The organism is Dinoroseobacter sp. S76 (assembly GCF_049801095.1).
Taxonomy (GTDB): domain Bacteria; phylum Pseudomonadota; class Alphaproteobacteria; order Rhodobacterales; family Rhodobacteraceae; genus Dinoroseobacter.
Genome location: NZ_JBNAGH010000007.1, coordinates 24,433 through 38,739 on the forward strand (window position 1 = coordinate 24,433; position 14,307 = coordinate 38,739).

The 14,307-nt window shown below is 65.4% G+C and carries 16 protein-coding genes; 5 read left to right on the plus strand and 11 right to left on the minus strand.

Annotated elements, in window-relative coordinates; translation table 11 throughout:
• Nucleotides 1-171 precede the first annotated feature (171 nt).
• A complete protein-coding gene (locus ACP153_RS17415) occupies nt 172-858 on the minus strand; it encodes a response regulator transcription factor (RefSeq protein WP_424972293.1) in 687 nt (228 codons plus the stop codon).
• A gap of 159 nt (nt 859-1,017) precedes the next feature.
• Here ACP153_RS17415 and ribA point away from each other — a divergent pair, with 159 nt between their 5' ends.
• From ribA to ACP153_RS17430, 3 genes are read left to right on the plus strand one after another with little or no spacing between them, the layout of a single operon-like run.
• Nucleotides 1,018-2,088, plus strand: a complete 1,071-nt coding sequence (gene ribA / locus ACP153_RS17420) for a GTP cyclohydrolase II (RefSeq protein ID WP_424972294.1) — start codon at nt 1,018-1,020, stop codon at nt 2,086-2,088.
• Between the two features lie 11 nt (nt 2,089-2,099).
• The gene (locus tag ACP153_RS17425; protein WP_424972295.1) at nt 2,100-2,522 is read left to right on the plus strand and encodes a GFA family protein; all 423 of its coding nucleotides are present in this window, start codon (nt 2,100-2,102) and stop codon (nt 2,520-2,522) included.
• Nucleotides 2,519-3,013: a L,D-transpeptidase family protein gene (locus ACP153_RS17430; RefSeq protein ID WP_424972296.1), complete on the plus strand. Its 495-nt coding sequence runs from the start codon at nt 2,519-2,521 to the stop codon at nt 3,011-3,013. Before ACP153_RS17425 ends, ACP153_RS17430 begins: the two co-directional genes overlap by 4 nt.
• Before the next feature lie 5 nt (nt 3,014-3,018).
• On the opposite strand, the gene ACP153_RS17435 is transcribed toward ACP153_RS17430, so the two are convergent.
• Together ACP153_RS17435 and ACP153_RS17440 are read right to left on the minus strand one after the other, a co-directional pair.
• On the minus strand, nt 3,019-3,678 hold the full coding sequence (locus tag ACP153_RS17435) for a YggS family pyridoxal phosphate-dependent enzyme (RefSeq protein ID WP_424972297.1): 660 nt from the start codon (nt 3,676-3,678) through the stop codon (nt 3,019-3,021).
• Between the two features lie 88 nt (nt 3,679-3,766).
• Nucleotides 3,767-4,825, minus strand: a complete 1,059-nt coding sequence (locus ACP153_RS17440) for a porin (RefSeq protein ID WP_424972298.1) — start codon at nt 4,823-4,825, stop codon at nt 3,767-3,769.
• 296 nt (nt 4,826-5,121) lie between these two features.
• On the opposite strand from ACP153_RS17440, the gene ACP153_RS17445 reads away from it, so the two are divergent.
• Nucleotides 5,122-5,604, plus strand: a complete 483-nt coding sequence (locus tag ACP153_RS17445) for a DUF3576 domain-containing protein (protein ID WP_424972299.1) — start codon at nt 5,122-5,124, stop codon at nt 5,602-5,604.
• Here the strand turns inward: ACP153_RS17445 and ACP153_RS17450 are convergent, their stop codons facing one another.
• Nucleotides 5,605-5,979 (minus strand): STAS/SEC14 domain-containing protein, encoded by a 375-nt coding sequence (locus ACP153_RS17450; RefSeq protein ID WP_424972300.1) that lies wholly within the window; start codon nt 5,977-5,979, stop codon nt 5,605-5,607.
• A 68-nt stretch (nt 5,980-6,047) separates the two neighbouring features.
• Nucleotides 6,048-6,368 carry an HNH endonuclease gene (locus tag ACP153_RS17455; RefSeq protein ID WP_424972301.1) on the minus strand — a complete coding sequence of 107 codons (321 nt, stop codon included), beginning with the start codon at nt 6,366-6,368 and terminating at the stop codon, nt 6,048-6,050.
• Between the two features lie 152 nt (nt 6,369-6,520).
• On the opposite strand from ACP153_RS17455, the gene ACP153_RS17460 reads away from it, so the two are divergent.
• Complete coding sequence (locus ACP153_RS17460) at nt 6,521-7,714, plus strand: TIGR03862 family flavoprotein (protein ID WP_424972302.1); 1,194 nt, start codon at nt 6,521-6,523, stop codon at nt 7,712-7,714.
• On the opposite strand, the gene ACP153_RS17465 is transcribed toward ACP153_RS17460, so the two are convergent.
• The 6 genes from ACP153_RS17465 to ACP153_RS17490 all read right to left on the minus strand — a co-directional run bounded on the left by ACP153_RS17465 (nt 7,690) and on the right by ACP153_RS17490 (nt 14,295).
• Nucleotides 7,690-8,286, minus strand: a complete 597-nt coding sequence (locus ACP153_RS17465; RefSeq protein ID WP_424972303.1) for a glutathione S-transferase family protein — start codon at nt 8,284-8,286, stop codon at nt 7,690-7,692. The genes ACP153_RS17460 and ACP153_RS17465 overlap by 25 nt on opposite strands.
• Before the next feature lie 18 nt (nt 8,287-8,304).
• Nucleotides 8,305-9,330 (minus strand): DNA polymerase III subunit delta, encoded by a 1,026-nt coding sequence (holA, locus tag ACP153_RS17470; RefSeq protein WP_424972304.1) that lies wholly within the window; start codon nt 9,328-9,330, stop codon nt 8,305-8,307.
• Nucleotides 9,327-9,824: an LPS assembly lipoprotein LptE gene (gene lptE / locus ACP153_RS17475; protein WP_424972305.1), complete on the minus strand. Its 498-nt coding sequence runs from the start codon at nt 9,822-9,824 to the stop codon at nt 9,327-9,329. Before lptE ends, holA begins: the two co-directional genes overlap by 4 nt.
• A complete protein-coding gene (gene leuS, locus ACP153_RS17480; RefSeq protein ID WP_424972306.1) occupies nt 9,811-12,411 on the minus strand; it encodes a leucine--tRNA ligase in 2,601 nt (866 codons plus the stop codon). Before leuS ends, lptE begins: the two co-directional genes overlap by 14 nt.
• A 91-nt stretch (nt 12,412-12,502) precedes the next feature.
• Nucleotides 12,503-13,126: a LolA family protein gene (locus ACP153_RS17485; protein WP_424972307.1), complete on the minus strand. Its 624-nt coding sequence runs from the start codon at nt 13,124-13,126 to the stop codon at nt 12,503-12,505.
• A gap of 116 nt (nt 13,127-13,242) precedes the next feature.
• Nucleotides 13,243-14,295: a Hint domain-containing protein gene (locus tag ACP153_RS17490; protein ID WP_424972308.1), complete on the minus strand. Its 1,053-nt coding sequence runs from the start codon at nt 14,293-14,295 to the stop codon at nt 13,243-13,245.
• Nucleotides 14,296-14,307: the final 12 nt, after the last annotated feature.

Below are 14,307 nucleotides of genomic sequence, written 5' to 3' on the forward strand. Positions count from 1 at the left end.
GGCGCCAAGGGCTGCACAAAAAAACGCCGGGCGCGAGGCCCGGCTCAGTCCAACAGGGAGGTGCTGTGGCATAACCCCGTCACAGCATAGGGTGTCTTGCTGTCTCAACATCTACGCTGCCAAAAGGTCCACGAGAATAGGACCTTTGGCCACGCTTCGCCGAGTGTTGCCTTAAGCCACCAGTCGGTAGCCGCCGGATTCTGTCACCAGAAGCCGCGCATTCGACGGATCTGGCTCGATTTTTTGGCGCAGGCGATAGATATGCGTCTCCAGTGTGTGGGTGGTCACACCGGCATTGTAGCCCCAGACCTCGTGCAACAGAACGTCGCGGGCGACCACGCCCTCGGTGGCACGGTAGAGGAACTTGAGGATGTTTGTCTCTTTCTCGGTGAGGCGAATCTTTCGGTCATCCTCGGTCTCGAGCATCTTCATCGCCGGCTTGAACGTGTACGGCCCAAGCGTGAAGACCGCGTCCTCGGACTGCTCATGCTGGCGCAGCTGAGCGCGGATCCGGGCGAGCAGCACCGGCAGTTTGAACGGTTTGGTGATGTAGTCATTCGCCCCGGCATCCAGCCCGAGGATGGTGTCCGCATCGCTGTCATGGCCGGTCAGCATCAGCACCGGGCATTTCACGCCCTGCTTGCGCATCAGCCGGCAGAGCTCGCGCCCATCCGTGTCGGGCAGACCCACATCGAGGATCACCAGATCGTAAAGACCGGCCTTTGTCTTTTCCATCGCTTCCGAGCCGGAGCCCGCTTCGAAGACGTCGAAATCTTCGGTCATCACAAGCTGCTCGGACAGGGCCTCGCGCAGATCCTCGTCATCGTCAACGAGTAGAATTTTTCTCAAAGTGGCCATGGGGTCCTCCGGTTCGCTTGGATCAGAGATGCGCAACAGGCGGGGTTCCGGCAAGGTTTGCGCCGGGTTGCTCACGCCGTCGTGTCGGAGGCTTGGGGAATGTTTCAATTTCGGGCCGGGATGGTTACAGGAGGGGGCGAAGTGTTACAAGGACGGACCATGGTTCTGAGCCCCGATCGCCACGAAATGCGCGCCCGCGCCCGGGCCGATCTGCGAATGGGCGTGCCGGTTGTCCTGCGCGCGGGGGACCGGTTTGCCCTCGCACTCGCCACCGAAACCCTGACCTCGGCGCGGCTCGCGAGCGTATGCGCGGGGTCTGAGGATACGGTTCTGGCGATCACCGCGCGGCGGGCCGAGACCCTGCGGGCGATCGCCTATGACGGCGATCTGGCGCGGATCCACCTGCCTCGCGATGCGGATCTGCGCTGGGTGCAGGCGGTGGCGGACCCGGCCGATGATCTGCGCGTGCCCATGAAGGGCCCCTTCCGCATGGCCCGTGACGGGGCCTCGGATCTGGCCCGATCAGCGCTTGCGCTCGCCAAGGAAGCGCGCTTGCTGCCCGCGGTCGTACTGGCCCCGGCCAGTGCCGAGATGGCGGCAGAGGCCCATCTGACCGTGGTCGATGCCTCCGTGCCCGCCGCCCATGAGCTGTCGGAGGTCATCTGGGCGCGCGTGCCGCTGGAGGTGTCCGAGGCCGGACGGCTCCACGTGTTCCGTCCCACCGACGGCGGCGAGGAGCATTACGCGGTCGAGATCGGCAGCCCGCCCCGGGACGCCCCGGTGCTCTCGCGGCTTCATTCGGCCTGTTTCACGGGCGATGTGATGGGCTCGCTGAAATGCGATTGCGGGCCGCAGCTGCGCGGGGCGCTGGCCCAGATGGGCGAGGAGGGGGCGGGGATCCTGCTCTATCTCAATCAGGAGGGGCGCGGCATCGGCCTTGCCAACAAGATGCGCGCCTATGCGCTGCAGGATCAGGGGTTTGACACGGTGGAAGCGAACCATCGGCTGGGGTTCGAGGATGATGAGCGAGATTTTCAACTCGGCGCCGATCTGCTGCGGCAGCTCGGGTTTTCCGCCACGCGGCTGATGACGAACAACCCGGCCAAGGTTGCCATGATGGAGGCCTCGGGTATTGCCGTGACCGAGCGTGTGCCCCTGCAGGTGGGCAAGACTGCGCAGAACGCGGGGTATCTGGCGACAAAGGCGGCGAAATCGGGACATCTGCTTTAGGGGGGGAGACCATGCAGGGACGGTGCTATTGCGGCGAGATCCGCTATGAGGTGACGGAGGCGCCGGTGATGAAGGCCCAGTGCCATTGCCGGGAATGTCAGTACATCACCGGGGGCGGGCCGAATTTCTTCATGGCGGTGCCCGAGGGCGGGTTTCACGTGACCGAAGGGGTGCCCAAGACCTTCACCCGCTCGGATCTCGAGACCCCGCGCACGCGGCAGTTCTGCGGGACCTGCGGCACGCATTTGACGACGCTCTTGCCTGGGCGGCCACTGGTGATCGTCAAGGTCGGCACGCTGGACAACCCGGCGGAGGATTACGGCGGCTCCAAGCTCGCGATCTTCATGAAGGACAGCCAGCCCTATCATCAGGTGGCCGAGGGCCTGCCCTGTTTCCAGGATCTGCCGCCCCCGCCGCCCGCGTCCGGCTCATGACACCGACGGATCTGGTTCTGACGCCCATGGGGCTGCGCTTTGGCGGGCGGGTGCTGCCTTGCACCATCGGGCGCGGCGGACTGAGCGCGGCCAAGGCCGAAGGCGATGGCGCGACGCCGCTTGGGGTGCATCGGCTCATCGGGATGCTCTATCGCCCGGATCGCATGGCGCGGCCTGCCAATTGGGCGCTGCCGATCCGGCCCCGGGATGGCTGGTCCGATGATCTGACGGACCCGGACTATAACCTGATCATCCGGCGGCCCCACCCCTTCGGGCATGAGCGGCTTTGGCGGGCGGATCCTCTCTATGATCTCGTGGTGCTGAGTGACTGGAACTGGCCGCAAGCGCGCAAGGGGGCGGGCTCGGCGATTTTCATCCATCAATGGCGCGGTCCGGGGCGGCCGACCGAGGGGTGCATCGGGTTGGCGCGCGGTGATCTGCGGTGGCTTGCGCCGCGCATCACCCTGCAATCGCGATTGATCGTGACCTGACGGGTCTAGGCGGCGGGTGGGACCCGCGCGCCAAAGATCGCAGAGCCCACGCGGATATGGGTTGCGCCTTGTGCAATCGCGCTCTCGAAATCGCCACTCATCCCCATGCTGAGGCCGGAGAGGCCGTTGCGCGCGGCCAGCTTGGCGAGCAGGGCGAAATGCAGGCTCGGTTCCTCTTCCACGGGCGGGATGCACATCAGCCCTTGTAGGGGCAGGTCGAGCGCGCGGCACTCGGCGACAAAGGCGTCTGTCTCGGCGATGGGCAGTCCGGCCTTCTGGCTCTCATCCCCGGTGTTGATCTGGACGAAGATATCGGGGCAGTGGCCAAGCTCCTGCGCGTGATCCGCGATGCGACGGGCGATCTTTGGACGGTCGACCGTGTGGATCACGTCGAAGAGCTCGACCGCCTGGCGGGTCTTGTTGGATTGGAGCGGGCCGATCAGGTGGAGGGTGATGCCGTCAAACTGCGCCCGGAAATCGGGCCACTTGCCTGCGGCCTCCTGAATGCGGTTCTCGCCGAAGACCCGGTGGCCTTCTGAGAGGACCGCTTCGACACGTGCGTTAGGTTGGACTTTGGACACCGCGATCAGCTCGATCCCGGAGGCGTCCCGCCCGGCCTTGGTCGCCGCAGCCGCGATGCGTGTCTGGATATCTGACAGTCCCATGTTCCCTCCTCGGTGCCACGGATCCTGTCATTCCAAAAGAAAAGAGCGGGCACAAGGCCCGCTCTTTCCTTCAATCGACAGGTGTCGATTAGAAGGACATGTTGATCCCGAAGGAAGCAGTCGTGAAGTTGTCGTCTTCGGCCGGGTTCCAGATGGAAGCAACACCAGCGGAGAGGCTTGCGCCGCCGCCGAGGTCGTAGGAGACGCCCACACCGTATGCGGTGCCGTCGATGTCACCAGCGTCGGTGTTGTCGAGTTCGACTTGGTTCACGCCGAAGGTGATCTCGTACATGCCGAGGTCATACGCGCCGGACAGACCGTATGCTTTTGCATCCGCGTCGAAGTCGTTGGTGTGATCTGCGTAGACGAAGTCCAGATCGAAGCCTCCGAAGGAACCACCGATGGTTGCACCCCAGGTTTCACCGCCACCAGCATTGCCAGGGTTGGCAGGCGTGAAGATGATGTCACCCGGGTTGTCGGGGTCTGCTTCAATCTTCTCGTCGGTCGCGCCGATGATCACTTCGTCAACGGACACGTAGGACAGACCAACGTTGAAAGACCCAAAGTCATACTCGGCAACTGCGCCGAAGTCTTTCTCGTGGGAGTGCGCGGTTGCGGTCAGCGACAGACCACCGAAGGTGCCCTGGTACAGAACGTTGGCTGCGCCGCTCTCGTCAGCTTCGAACAGGTCGGAAGCGTTCACGAACAGGATGGCGTCGATCAGGTTGTCAACACCGATACCGTCGTAGCCAACGTCACGGGTGTTACCGAAGCCTGCTGCGTCCGGTGCCACGTCAAGTGCACCAACGGTCAGCGTGCCGAAGCCGGAGGTAATGAAGATTTCCGGGTCGATGGACTGAGCGTTCTGGTTGCCGGAGCCGTCGGAGTCGGACTCGAGCTCGGCGCTCATGCCGAAGCCCAGGCCGCCATCGGTTTCGCCGGAAGCGGAGAAGTCGAACTGGAGTTCGTAATCCAGGAACAGCTCTTCGGTTGCGTCCGAGTCGGTGGTGCCGGTGCCAGCGTTGGGATCAGCGCGATCTTCGATATAGATGACGCCGAACTGTGCGGAGCCACCCAGGGTCACGTCTGCGTAAGCAAAGCCGGACGTGGCAACCAGGGCGGTAGAAGCGATGAGAAGCTTTTTCATCGGGTTTCCCTCGTGTGTTAACAGTGCACCCCAGCGCAGTGGATCCGGCTGGGTATGCTTCTCTTTCCGTTGTTCCCCGTGCGATTGCAAGAAATGCCAAATTGGCCAATCCGTTCTGCGAAGTGATTGGTGCAACAAAGACACAGTGATCGTCTGGGCCTGTTTCAAATCGCCATGGGCGGAACTTGGCGGGGTCTCGTCCGGGAGCGATCCCGCCCCCGCGAAACGCCTTGTGAGGTCCCGGGGGCTCGGGTAAGACGGAGCGCGAAGTTCACGGTCACCTGCGGGGGAACGCCATGATGTTTTTGGGTATGCGTGCCGCCGTGCTGGCGCTGCCATTGGCGACGCTGATGGCCTGTAGCGGGTTTGACAGCCTCGGACCCAGCGCGCCCCGCGACGAGTTGCCGACCAACATTGATGATGCGCCGACGAGTGAAGGGTCCTTGTGGGATCTCTTCGATGCGCGCGATGACCCCAACACCACTGTTGAGGTGAACAAGTATATTTGGGCGGCCTCGCTCGATGTGCTGGACTTCATGCCGGTCGAGGCGGTGGACCCTTTCACCGGCGTCATCGTCATGGGTTTCGGAACCGCGCCGGGCTCGAGCCGCGCTTACCGCGCGACGGTCTATGTGCAGGACCCGGCCCTCGATGCGCGCTCGCTGCGGGTGGCGCTGGCCACGCGGAACGGGCCGGCCTCTGTGGACACGGTGTTGGCGGTCGAGGACGCGATCCTCACCCGCGCGCGCCAGCTGCGCCTGCAGGACAGCCAGCTCTGATCACGGATCAAGGCTGGCCCAGTTGCGGGCCCAGTCTCGCGCCTCATCCAGTTGATTTCGCTTGAATTCCTTCACCTCCAGATGGGTGAGGGCATCGGCCATGCGCGCAAACGGGCTGAACCAGGTCATGTCGGTGACAATCGCCACTCGGCGAAACTCTGACCAATGGGTGATGTCGAATTTCAGCCCGTCCCAAAGGGTGTCGAGATCAAACCCCTCGAAACTGTCGATCACCTCCACAAGGCTCAACGGCCCCCGGTCAAGCTCGGCTTCGATTTGCGGCAGGACCGCCTCGAAATCGGCATGGGTGATCTTGCCCGAGATGGTCAACTCGACCACGCGGGCGCGGCTGTCGGCGGAATAGTGAACGGTCATGGCGTCCTCCCTTGCGTGACAGTCTTCGCGCCAAGTGTATCCGGCACCGCCCGAGAGGTCACCGTGACCTATCGCCTGCGCTTCCAAGCGCGTCGCCCGCCAGTGGTCTTCCCGTGGAAATCCGGCGGGCGCTTGGCGATCCAGGCGGCGAACCGCGCCAGATGCGGATGGGTCCGCAAAGCTTCGATACTGGCATAGCTGCGGGCCAGCTCGGCCTCGCTCAGGACCGCGTGGATCTCATTGTGGCAAATCTGATGGAGCAGAACCGTCGGACCGCCCTTCCCACCGCGCAGTTTCGGCACGAGATGGTGCAGGCTTTGCGGTGCAGCGGGCGGAATGGGCCGATCGCAGAGGGGGCAGATCGGCAAGGCGGTATCATCACTGGGCATCGGGCGGGATCCAACGGGTGTGCTCCACAAGTGGCGCGCGCCCCCGCGGCGGCAAGGTTTCCGCGCCCAAGGGGTTGATCTTGTCGCGGCGCAGGGGAATGGAGACGCATGATCTCTTTCCCCCCAACCGGGCCGCGCCGCGAGGCCAGCCGATGACGCATGTGGAGGCGCTGGTGATCGGTGCCGGTCCCGCAGGGCTCATGGCGGCGGAGACCCTGGCAATGGCCGGGCGGTCGGTGTTCGTGGTCGATCAGATGCCCAGCCCGGGACGCAAGCTTCTGATGGCCGGGAAAAGCGGGCTCAACCTGACCAAGGTCGAAGCGCCCGAGGCGTTCCTGGCTGCCTATGGCACCGCTGCGCCCTGGCTCGCGCCGATGCTGAAGGAATTTGATCCAGAGGCCGTGCAGGACTGGGCGCGGGGACTGGGTCAGAGCGTCTTCACCGGCTCCACCGGGCGGGTGTTTCCCGATGTGATGAAAGCCTCTCCGCTGCTGCGGGCCTGGCTGTCCCGGCTCAGTGACAATGGGGTCGAGATGCGGACCCGGTGGCGTTGGACGGGTTGGCAGGATCAGACCCTGCGCTTTGAGACGCCGGAGGGGCCGCAATACGTGACGGCCAAGGCTGTGATTCTGGCCCTGGGCGGGGCCAGTTGGCGGCGTCTGGGTTCAGATGGTGCGTGGGTAAACTGGATCGGAGCCGACTGCGCGCCCTTTGCGCCCGCCAATATGGGGATCGAGATCCCTTGGTCCGACCATATGCCCCGGCATTTCGGCACGCCGCTCAAGGGCATCGGGTTGCGGGCCGGAGCGCTGAGCTCCCGGGGGGAAGTTGTGCTGAGCGCGCGTGGGATCGAGGGCGGCGGGATCTATGCCCTCGCGCCTGCGCTGCGCGAGGGGGCGCCGCTGGTGCTCGACCTCTGCCCGGATTTGAACGGGACGACGCTCGCCCAGAAGCTCGCGCGGGTGTCGTCGAAAACGAGCATTTCCGGCAAGTTGCGCAAAGCGGCGGGGCTAACCCCGGCCAAGATCGCGCTGGTTCAGGAATGCGCCCGACCCTTGCCACGCGACCCAGAGGCACTGGCGCAGACCCTCAAGGCGCTGACACTTGCCCATGCCGGGCCGCGCCCGCTGGACGAGGCGATTTCCGTGGCAGGCGGGCTCAAGGAGGCGGCTCTCGATGGGCGGCTTATGCTGCGCGACCGTCCGGGGGTCTTTGCCTGTGGCGAGATGCTCGACTGGGAGGCGCCGACCGGGGGCTACCTGCTGACGGCCTGTTTCGCGTCCGGGCGCTGGGCCGGGCAGGGCGCGCTGGCCTGGCTCGATCAGGCGGCGGCCGCGGTCCGCTGATAGGCCGGACGGCCGCGCATCCGCTTGTGATAGGCCTCCAGCGGCTCTGGCAGCGGGTCGAACTTCGCCATCAGAGACCAGCCCATGCAATGGGTCAGAACGATATCCGGCACAGTCATCTCCGTTCCCAAAAGGAAGGGCTGATCGCCGATCTCCGCCGCGATCCGCGCAAGATTGCGGGCAAACTCCCGTTTCAGCGCCGGTTTGACCTCCGGGACGCGCTCCCCCTCAGGGAGCACGAAGGAATGGCGCGCGGCCGCCCAGACTACGGAGTCGAGCTCATCGAGGATCCGGTGCAGCCAGGCATCCTGCCGCGCCCGGTCGAGCGAGCCTGCAGGCGCGGTCAACGCCCCATGGGTGTCGGCGAGATAGGCGAGGATCGCGCTGCTATCGGTGATCGCTGCCTCGCCCACGGTCAGGGTCGGCAGCTTACCCGTGGGGCTCACGCCGCGGATCTCCGGGGATTGCGGCGGCACGGGCTTGAGCGCATAGGGCAGGCCCAGTTCCTCCAGCATCCAGATTACGCGAAAGGCCCGGCTGCGCGGGGTGCCATAGACGGTGTAGTCGGACATGGGGGTCTCCTTGCGGGGCTAGCGTTGCGCGCCGAGCATGGCGAGCCGGATCAGCGCGCGCTCCATCACCGCCATTTGCGGCGCTTTCTGGGAAGAGCGCAGGGTCAGGTCGGTCTCGGTGATGATCCCGAGCGCGGTCTCCAGCCGTTGCGCGCCCCAGCTTTGGGCTTGCCGGATCATGCGGTTGCGCGCCGGGCCAAAGACCGGCGGGCGCGCGCGGGAGATCCCCGCCGCCGGGCCGCTCGGATCAATCGCCGCCGTGTAGAGGCGCCGAAAATGCTGGGCCGCCCCGATACAGAGCCGCACCGCGCCCTCCCCCTGATCCGAGAGCCGGGCAACCAGCGGCGCGATCCGCTGCAGATCCGCTTCGGCCACCGCATGGAGCAGCGTGTCGAGCTCGGCCTCGGTGGAGGCGGGGGCAACGGCGGCGATATCTTCGGGCGTGGCCGGGCTCGGGTCGCCATGCTTGTAGACGGCGAGCTTCTCGATGATCTGCGCCAGATCCCCGGGGTCGACCGCTCGGGCCAGATCGTTGAGGTCGGTCATCGCCTCGCGGCTGATCTCGCCCAGACCGGCGCTGCGCAACATGCCTTCGATCTCGGCCCGGTCCGGCGGGTCGTCATAGATCCCGGCGGCATAGGCGTTCTTGTGCCCTTCGAAGGTCTTGCGCAGGCTCGAGCGGGCGTTGAGGCTCCCGGCGGTGACCACAAGGGTCGCATCGCCAGGCTGGAATTCCGCGAGCGCTGCGGTGATGGCCGGGGCGGCCTGCTCGGTCGCGCCCTCCACATGGACAGCGCGGGGGCCGGGATACATGCTGATGGCTTTCATCGCATCCATCAGGGCCGCCGGATCCCGGCGCAGATCGGCTCCGGCAATGCGGGTCAGGCGCATTTCTTCATCGCCCTTGGGACCGACCAGAGCCTTGACCAGCGCTTGCCGCCGGAGGGAGACGCGCATGGCGTCCCCGCCATAAAGCAGCACACCCGCCCGGTCCGGTTCAGGTCGGGTGACATACCCGGCCAGCTCCCGCGGTGCGAGCTTCACAGGGCGAGGCTTTCCGACGAGGCCAGAAGCCGTGTCACCACCAGATTGGCGAGATTGATCATCAGCCGCGTGCGCGCATCCCGCTCGGCGGTCAGGGTGCTGACGGTGGTGCCGGTGGCGGAATAGGAGGTGAAGCTGTCCACTTCGCCCGTCAGCAGAGCGCTGTCATCCGCCAGATCGCGGAGGGCGAAGGTCGCGGTGCCGATCAGGTTGAACCGGGTGAGATCGCGCGAGCCCACCACCGAGAGGGATTCCTCGGTGACCCGGGGTGTGATCGTCAGCCCATAAAGCGGTGCGCTGGGTCGGCCCAGCCGCTGTTCGATCTGACGGACAATGTCGAACCCGTCCTCCGTGGTCGGGTCGTCCATGCGGACCGTGCCCTGGAGCCGGGAGGCCTCGGTGCCCGGCGCATAGACCGGGGTGAACCCGCAGCCCGCGAGGGTCGCGGCAGCGGGCAGGGCCAGCAAGAAGGTCCGACGGTCAGATAACGACATTCACGATCCGGCCGGGCACCACGATCAGCTTCTTCGGCGTCCCCCCGGCGAGCGCCTTGACCACAGCATCATCCGCCAGCGCGCGCTTTTCAACCTCGTCCTTGGGAAGATCCTTGGCCACGACCAGTTCCGAGCGGCGCTTGCCATTGATCTGGATCGGCAGGGTGACCGTGTCCTCAACCAGCAGGGCCGGATCGGCCACGGGCCAGGGCGCCTCGGCCACAAGACCTGCGCCGCCCAGCATGGACCAGACCTCCTCGGCCAGATGCGGGGTCATGGGCGACATGAGCTGCGCCATCACGCGCAAAGCTTCCTGTCGCTCCTGGGCCGGGGCTTTGGATTTCTGGATCGTGTTGGTGAACTCATAGAGCTTCGCAACGGACTTGTTGAAGGCAAACCCTTCGATGCCGGCGGTGACCTCGGCAATGGCACGGGCGGAGGCCCGGGCCAGAGCCAGCGACGCCGAGGCGGCTCCCGCAGGGGGCTCCGAGGCGTCGCTCCCCCTCAGCTCATTGGCCATGCGCCAGACCCGGCTCAGATGCTTGAACGCCGCATCCGCGCCCGAGGCCGTCCACTCCACATCCCGCTCCGGCGGGCTGTCGGACATCACGAACCAGCGCGCGGTATCTGCGCCATAAGCCTCGATGATATTGACCGGATCGACCACGTTCTTCTTGGATTTCGACATCTTGGCCGAGGGGATCACCTCCACCGCTTCACCTGTCGCACGCAGCACGCGCGCTTCCACATCCACATCCTCGGGCAGGTGATAGACCGGCCGTCCCGCCTCATCGCGGGTCATGTAGATCTCGTGGGTCACCATCCCTTGGGTGAACAGCGCATTGAACGGCTCGCTCGCCTTTTCCGGCAGATGACCGGTGATCTGCATGGCCCGGGCGAAGAAGCGCGAGTAAAGCAGATGCAGGATCGCATGCTCCACCCCACCAATATACTGGTCCACATTCATCCAGTACTCGGCCTCGGACAGGTCCGTCGGCGTCGCGGCCCGGGGTGCGGTGAACCGCGCATAGTACCAGGAGCTGTCCACGAAGGTGTCCATCGTGTCGGTCTCGCGCCGCGCAGGCCCGCCGCATTTCGGGCAAGCCACATCGCGCCAGCTCGGGTGCCGATCCAGCGGATTGCCGGGAATGTCGAAGCTCACATCCTTGGGCAGCTCGACAGGCAGATTTTCCTTCTTCTCAGGAACCACGCCGCAGGTCTCGCAATGCACGACCGGGATCGGACAGCCCCAGTAGCGTTGGCGCGAAATGCCCCAATCGCGCAGGCGGAACTTGGTCACGCCCGTGCCCCAGCCCTGGGCCTCCACCCAATCGATGGTGGCATCGATCGCCTCCTGCCCCGTGGCCTCGCCCAGCCCGGCGAAGTGATCCAGCCAGCGGACCTTCTCGGTCTTGGGCGGCACGAAGGCCGTGTCGCTCACCGGTGCGCCATCTTCTAGCGCCATGAATGTGTCGATCACCGGCAGGTCGTATTTCCGCGCGAAATCCAGGTCCCGCTGGTCATGGGCCGGGCAGGCAAAGATCGCGCCGGTCCCGTAATCCATCAGGATGAAATTCGCGACCCAAACCGGCAGCTCCCAGTCCGGGTTCAGGGGGTGGCGCACCTTCAGCCCCGTATCGAACCCGCGCTTCTCGGCCTGCTCCAGATCCGCCTCGGAGGTGCCCATCTGCCGACATTCCGCGTTGAACGCAGCCAGCTCGGCATTCTCGGTCTCCAGCGCCTTGGCCAGGGGATGGTCCACCGAGATCCCCACAAAGGACGCGCCCATCAGCGTGTCGGGCCGGGTGGTATAGACCTCGATCTGCGCCTGCCCGCCTGCCGGCGCGGTCAGATCAAAAGCGAATTGCAGCCCGCGCGATTTGCCGATCCAGTTGGCCTGCATGGTGCGGACCTTCTCGGGCCAGTCGGTCAGACCGTCCAGCGCTTCCAGCAGCTCTTCGGCCATGCCGGAGATGTTGAAGAACCACTGGGTCAGATCGCGCCGCTCCACCGGCGCGCCGGAACGCCAGCCCTTGCCGTCGATCACCTGCTCATTGGCGAGCACGGTCATATCCACCGGGTCCCAATTCACCGTGGCATTCTTGCGATAGACCAGCCCGGCTTCGAGCATGTCGATGAACAGCGCCTGCTGTTGGGCGTAATACTCTGGATCGCAGGTGGCGAATTCGCGGCTCCAATCGATGCTCAGACCCAGAGGTTTCATCTGGTCGCGCATCACCGCGATATTGTCATAGGTCCACTCCGCCGGATGCCCGCCACTGTCCATGGCGGCGTTTTCCGCGGGCATCCCGAAGGCGTCCCAGCCCATCGGATGCAGCACATTATGGCCCGTGCTCATCTTATAGCGCGCCACCATGTCCCCCATGGTGTAGTTGCGCACATGGCCCATATGGATCCGACCGGAGGGGTAGGGGAACATCTCCAGCACGTAGTATTTCGGCTTCTCCGCATCCGGTGTGGCGCGGAAGGTGCCGGCCTCGTCCCAGGCGGCGCGCCATTTCGGCTCGATCTTTGCGGGGTCGAAACGGGCGGGTGTGTCAGCGGTGGCGGTATCAGGGGCGGACATGGGCGGACGGCTTTCGTGCAAATGGGCGCGCGGAGGCGCGGTCGCGGTCGGTGTACCGCCGCCCGCCGCCAAGGTCCAGATCAGCCGCGCGTTAGTCCCGGCGTCGGCGGTCCATCTCACCTTTGATGTTGAAGAGGTTGTTGGACAGTTGGCTCGGGCGCGAGAGTGTGCCGAGATCGATCACCGTGCGCTCCCCGGTCTCGCCAGTGATGACCCAGCGGCTGAGGCGCGTCGGGCCGGGGGCGAATTGCAGGGCGATCTGGCCATATTGCGGGTTCTTCGGGTCATGGGCGAAGACCGTGGTCAGATCGCCCTCCAGCTGATGGGCGAAGATCGCGTCCGACCCGGCCAGATCCACATTGCGCGACAGGATCACTGATAGGGGCGTGCGCCGCAGCGGATAGCTCTCGGGCGTGGGATCGCCCTTGTCATCAAAGATCGCGACCGTGCCGCCGCCGACCATGACCAGCGCCTCGGCGGGGGGATCATACTCGAAGCGGGCGCGCCCGGGGCGACGGAGATAGAGCGTCCCGGTGGAGGTCGATCCATCCGCATTGCGCTGCGTAAAGGGGGCCTGGGCCAGATCGAGCCCGCGCAGATAGGTGGAGATCTCGTTCAACGGGATCAACCCGGCACTCTGGGCGCGGCTCGGCGCGGTCAGGATGGGGGTCATCAGACCCGCAAGGGCGAGGGCGGTAAAATCGCGGCGTTTCATGATCTGGTATCTAGGGGGCGCTGGGGTGCTATGCCATAGCCGCCCCGTCACAGCGGCGAGACCCAGCCGATCCCGGGTGCGACCGCGCGGGGCACATGTGTCCCGCGCCCCGGCGCTTAGGGTCCGGGCGTCTCCAGCAGAGGTTTTCCGTTCTTGCCGTGGCGAAAACAGAGCCGGCTCTGCAACCGACCCGCGGGGATCAGCCGCGCGCATTTCGGCGCGGGCGCTTCGGTTTGCAGATCGGGGAACACCGCCAGCAACTCGTCCCGCGCCGCCTCGGTCAGCGAGGCAAGCGCCCCGGGGCCGAGATAGAGGCTCTCGGTCGGGGCCCCGTCGGCAAAGATCACCTCGTGCCGATCCAGCACCAGATGCAGATATACGATCCCGTCCGCCCCCGAACAGGGTGCGATCCCGGGCAGGCCGATGAGCTTGCGCGCCGAGACTAGCGCTTCGGGGATCCCGAACATCCGCGCCGCGATCTGCGACCGGACCAGCAAGCGATGTTGCGGGGAGACGCGCAGATCCCGCGCAGGCAGGCCTTGCCCCAAGGCACCCGCCGCAATCCGCACCGGGCGGAGGTCACGGGACCGCGCAAGCTCCGCCGCGCGGACAGGCCGCCGCAACACGGCGCGCAAGGGCTGGGGCCCATGATCCGCGGTGATCACCCGGTCGCCCGGGCGCAGATCCTCCACAGGCACCTCGCCCGTCTCGGCCAGGATCCGGCTGCCTGCCACAAAACAGGACACGAAATCCGTGTATTGGTTGTTCTGCTGATGCGAGGTGCGTTCGTAGTTGAAATGATAGGTCTGGCCCGGCGTCATCACCTCGGTCGAGGCGATCCCATCCACGGGCCCCTGCTGATACCCGTCCCCGCCGAAATGGAAACTCGTGACCTTGTGGCCCGAGCCCGTATTGATCAGGTCATAGGCGGAATGGATCGTGGTGCCGCCCGTCACCGTCTCCCCGTCGATGGTGACGGTCTCGGCGATATGCTGGGAGGAATCGACCTCGTCAAACACGAGGTCATTGTCGTTGATCTCGACAATCGTGGGTTCCGCATCCGCCTTCAGCGTCAGTTGAAACCCGCCGGAGCCATAGGCCTTGGCCCCGTGCTCATCCGGTAGCCCCTGCACGAAATCATCGGGGGAATAGACATAGAGATATGGCATGCGTCCCGGCCC

Coding starts and splice junctions, on each gene's coding strand:
- ACP153_RS17415 (WP_424972293.1), bottom strand. CDS start 858: ATGGCCACTTTGAGAAAAATTCTACTCGTTGACGATGACGAGGATCTG.
- ACP153_RS17435 (WP_424972297.1), bottom strand. CDS start 3,678: ATGGGACTGTCAGATATCCAGACACGCATCGCGGCTGCGGCGACCAAG.
- ACP153_RS17460 (WP_424972302.1), top strand. CDS start 6,521: ATGACGCATGTGGAGGCGCTGGTGATCGGTGCCGGTCCCGCAGGGCTC.
- leuS (WP_424972306.1), bottom strand. CDS start 12,411: ATGTCCGCCCCTGATACCGCCACCGCTGACACACCCGCCCGTTTCGAC.
- ACP153_RS17445 (WP_424972299.1), top strand. CDS start 5,122: ATGATGTTTTTGGGTATGCGTGCCGCCGTGCTGGCGCTGCCATTGGCG.
- ACP153_RS17440 (WP_424972298.1), bottom strand. CDS start 4,825: ATGAAAAAGCTTCTCATCGCTTCTACCGCCCTGGTTGCCACGTCCGGC.
- ACP153_RS17465 (WP_424972303.1), bottom strand. CDS start 8,286: ATGTCCGACTACACCGTCTATGGCACCCCGCGCAGCCGGGCCTTTCGC.
- ACP153_RS17425 (WP_424972295.1), top strand. CDS start 2,100: ATGCAGGGACGGTGCTATTGCGGCGAGATCCGCTATGAGGTGACGGAG.
- ACP153_RS17450 (WP_424972300.1), bottom strand. CDS start 5,979: ATGACCGTTCACTATTCCGCCGACAGCCGCGCCCGCGTGGTCGAGTTG.
- ACP153_RS17430 (WP_424972296.1), top strand. CDS start 2,519: ATGACACCGACGGATCTGGTTCTGACGCCCATGGGGCTGCGCTTTGGC.
- ACP153_RS17455 (WP_424972301.1), bottom strand. CDS start 6,368: ATGCCCAGTGATGATACCGCCTTGCCGATCTGCCCCCTCTGCGATCGG.
- ribA (WP_424972294.1), top strand. CDS start 1,018: ATGGTTCTGAGCCCCGATCGCCACGAAATGCGCGCCCGCGCCCGGGCC.
- ACP153_RS17485 (WP_424972307.1), bottom strand. CDS start 13,126: ATGAAACGCCGCGATTTTACCGCCCTCGCCCTTGCGGGTCTGATGACC.
- ACP153_RS17490 (WP_424972308.1), bottom strand. CDS start 14,295: ATGCCATATCTCTATGTCTATTCCCCCGATGATTTCGTGCAGGGGCTA.
- lptE (WP_424972305.1), bottom strand. CDS start 9,824: ATGTCGTTATCTGACCGTCGGACCTTCTTGCTGGCCCTGCCCGCTGCC.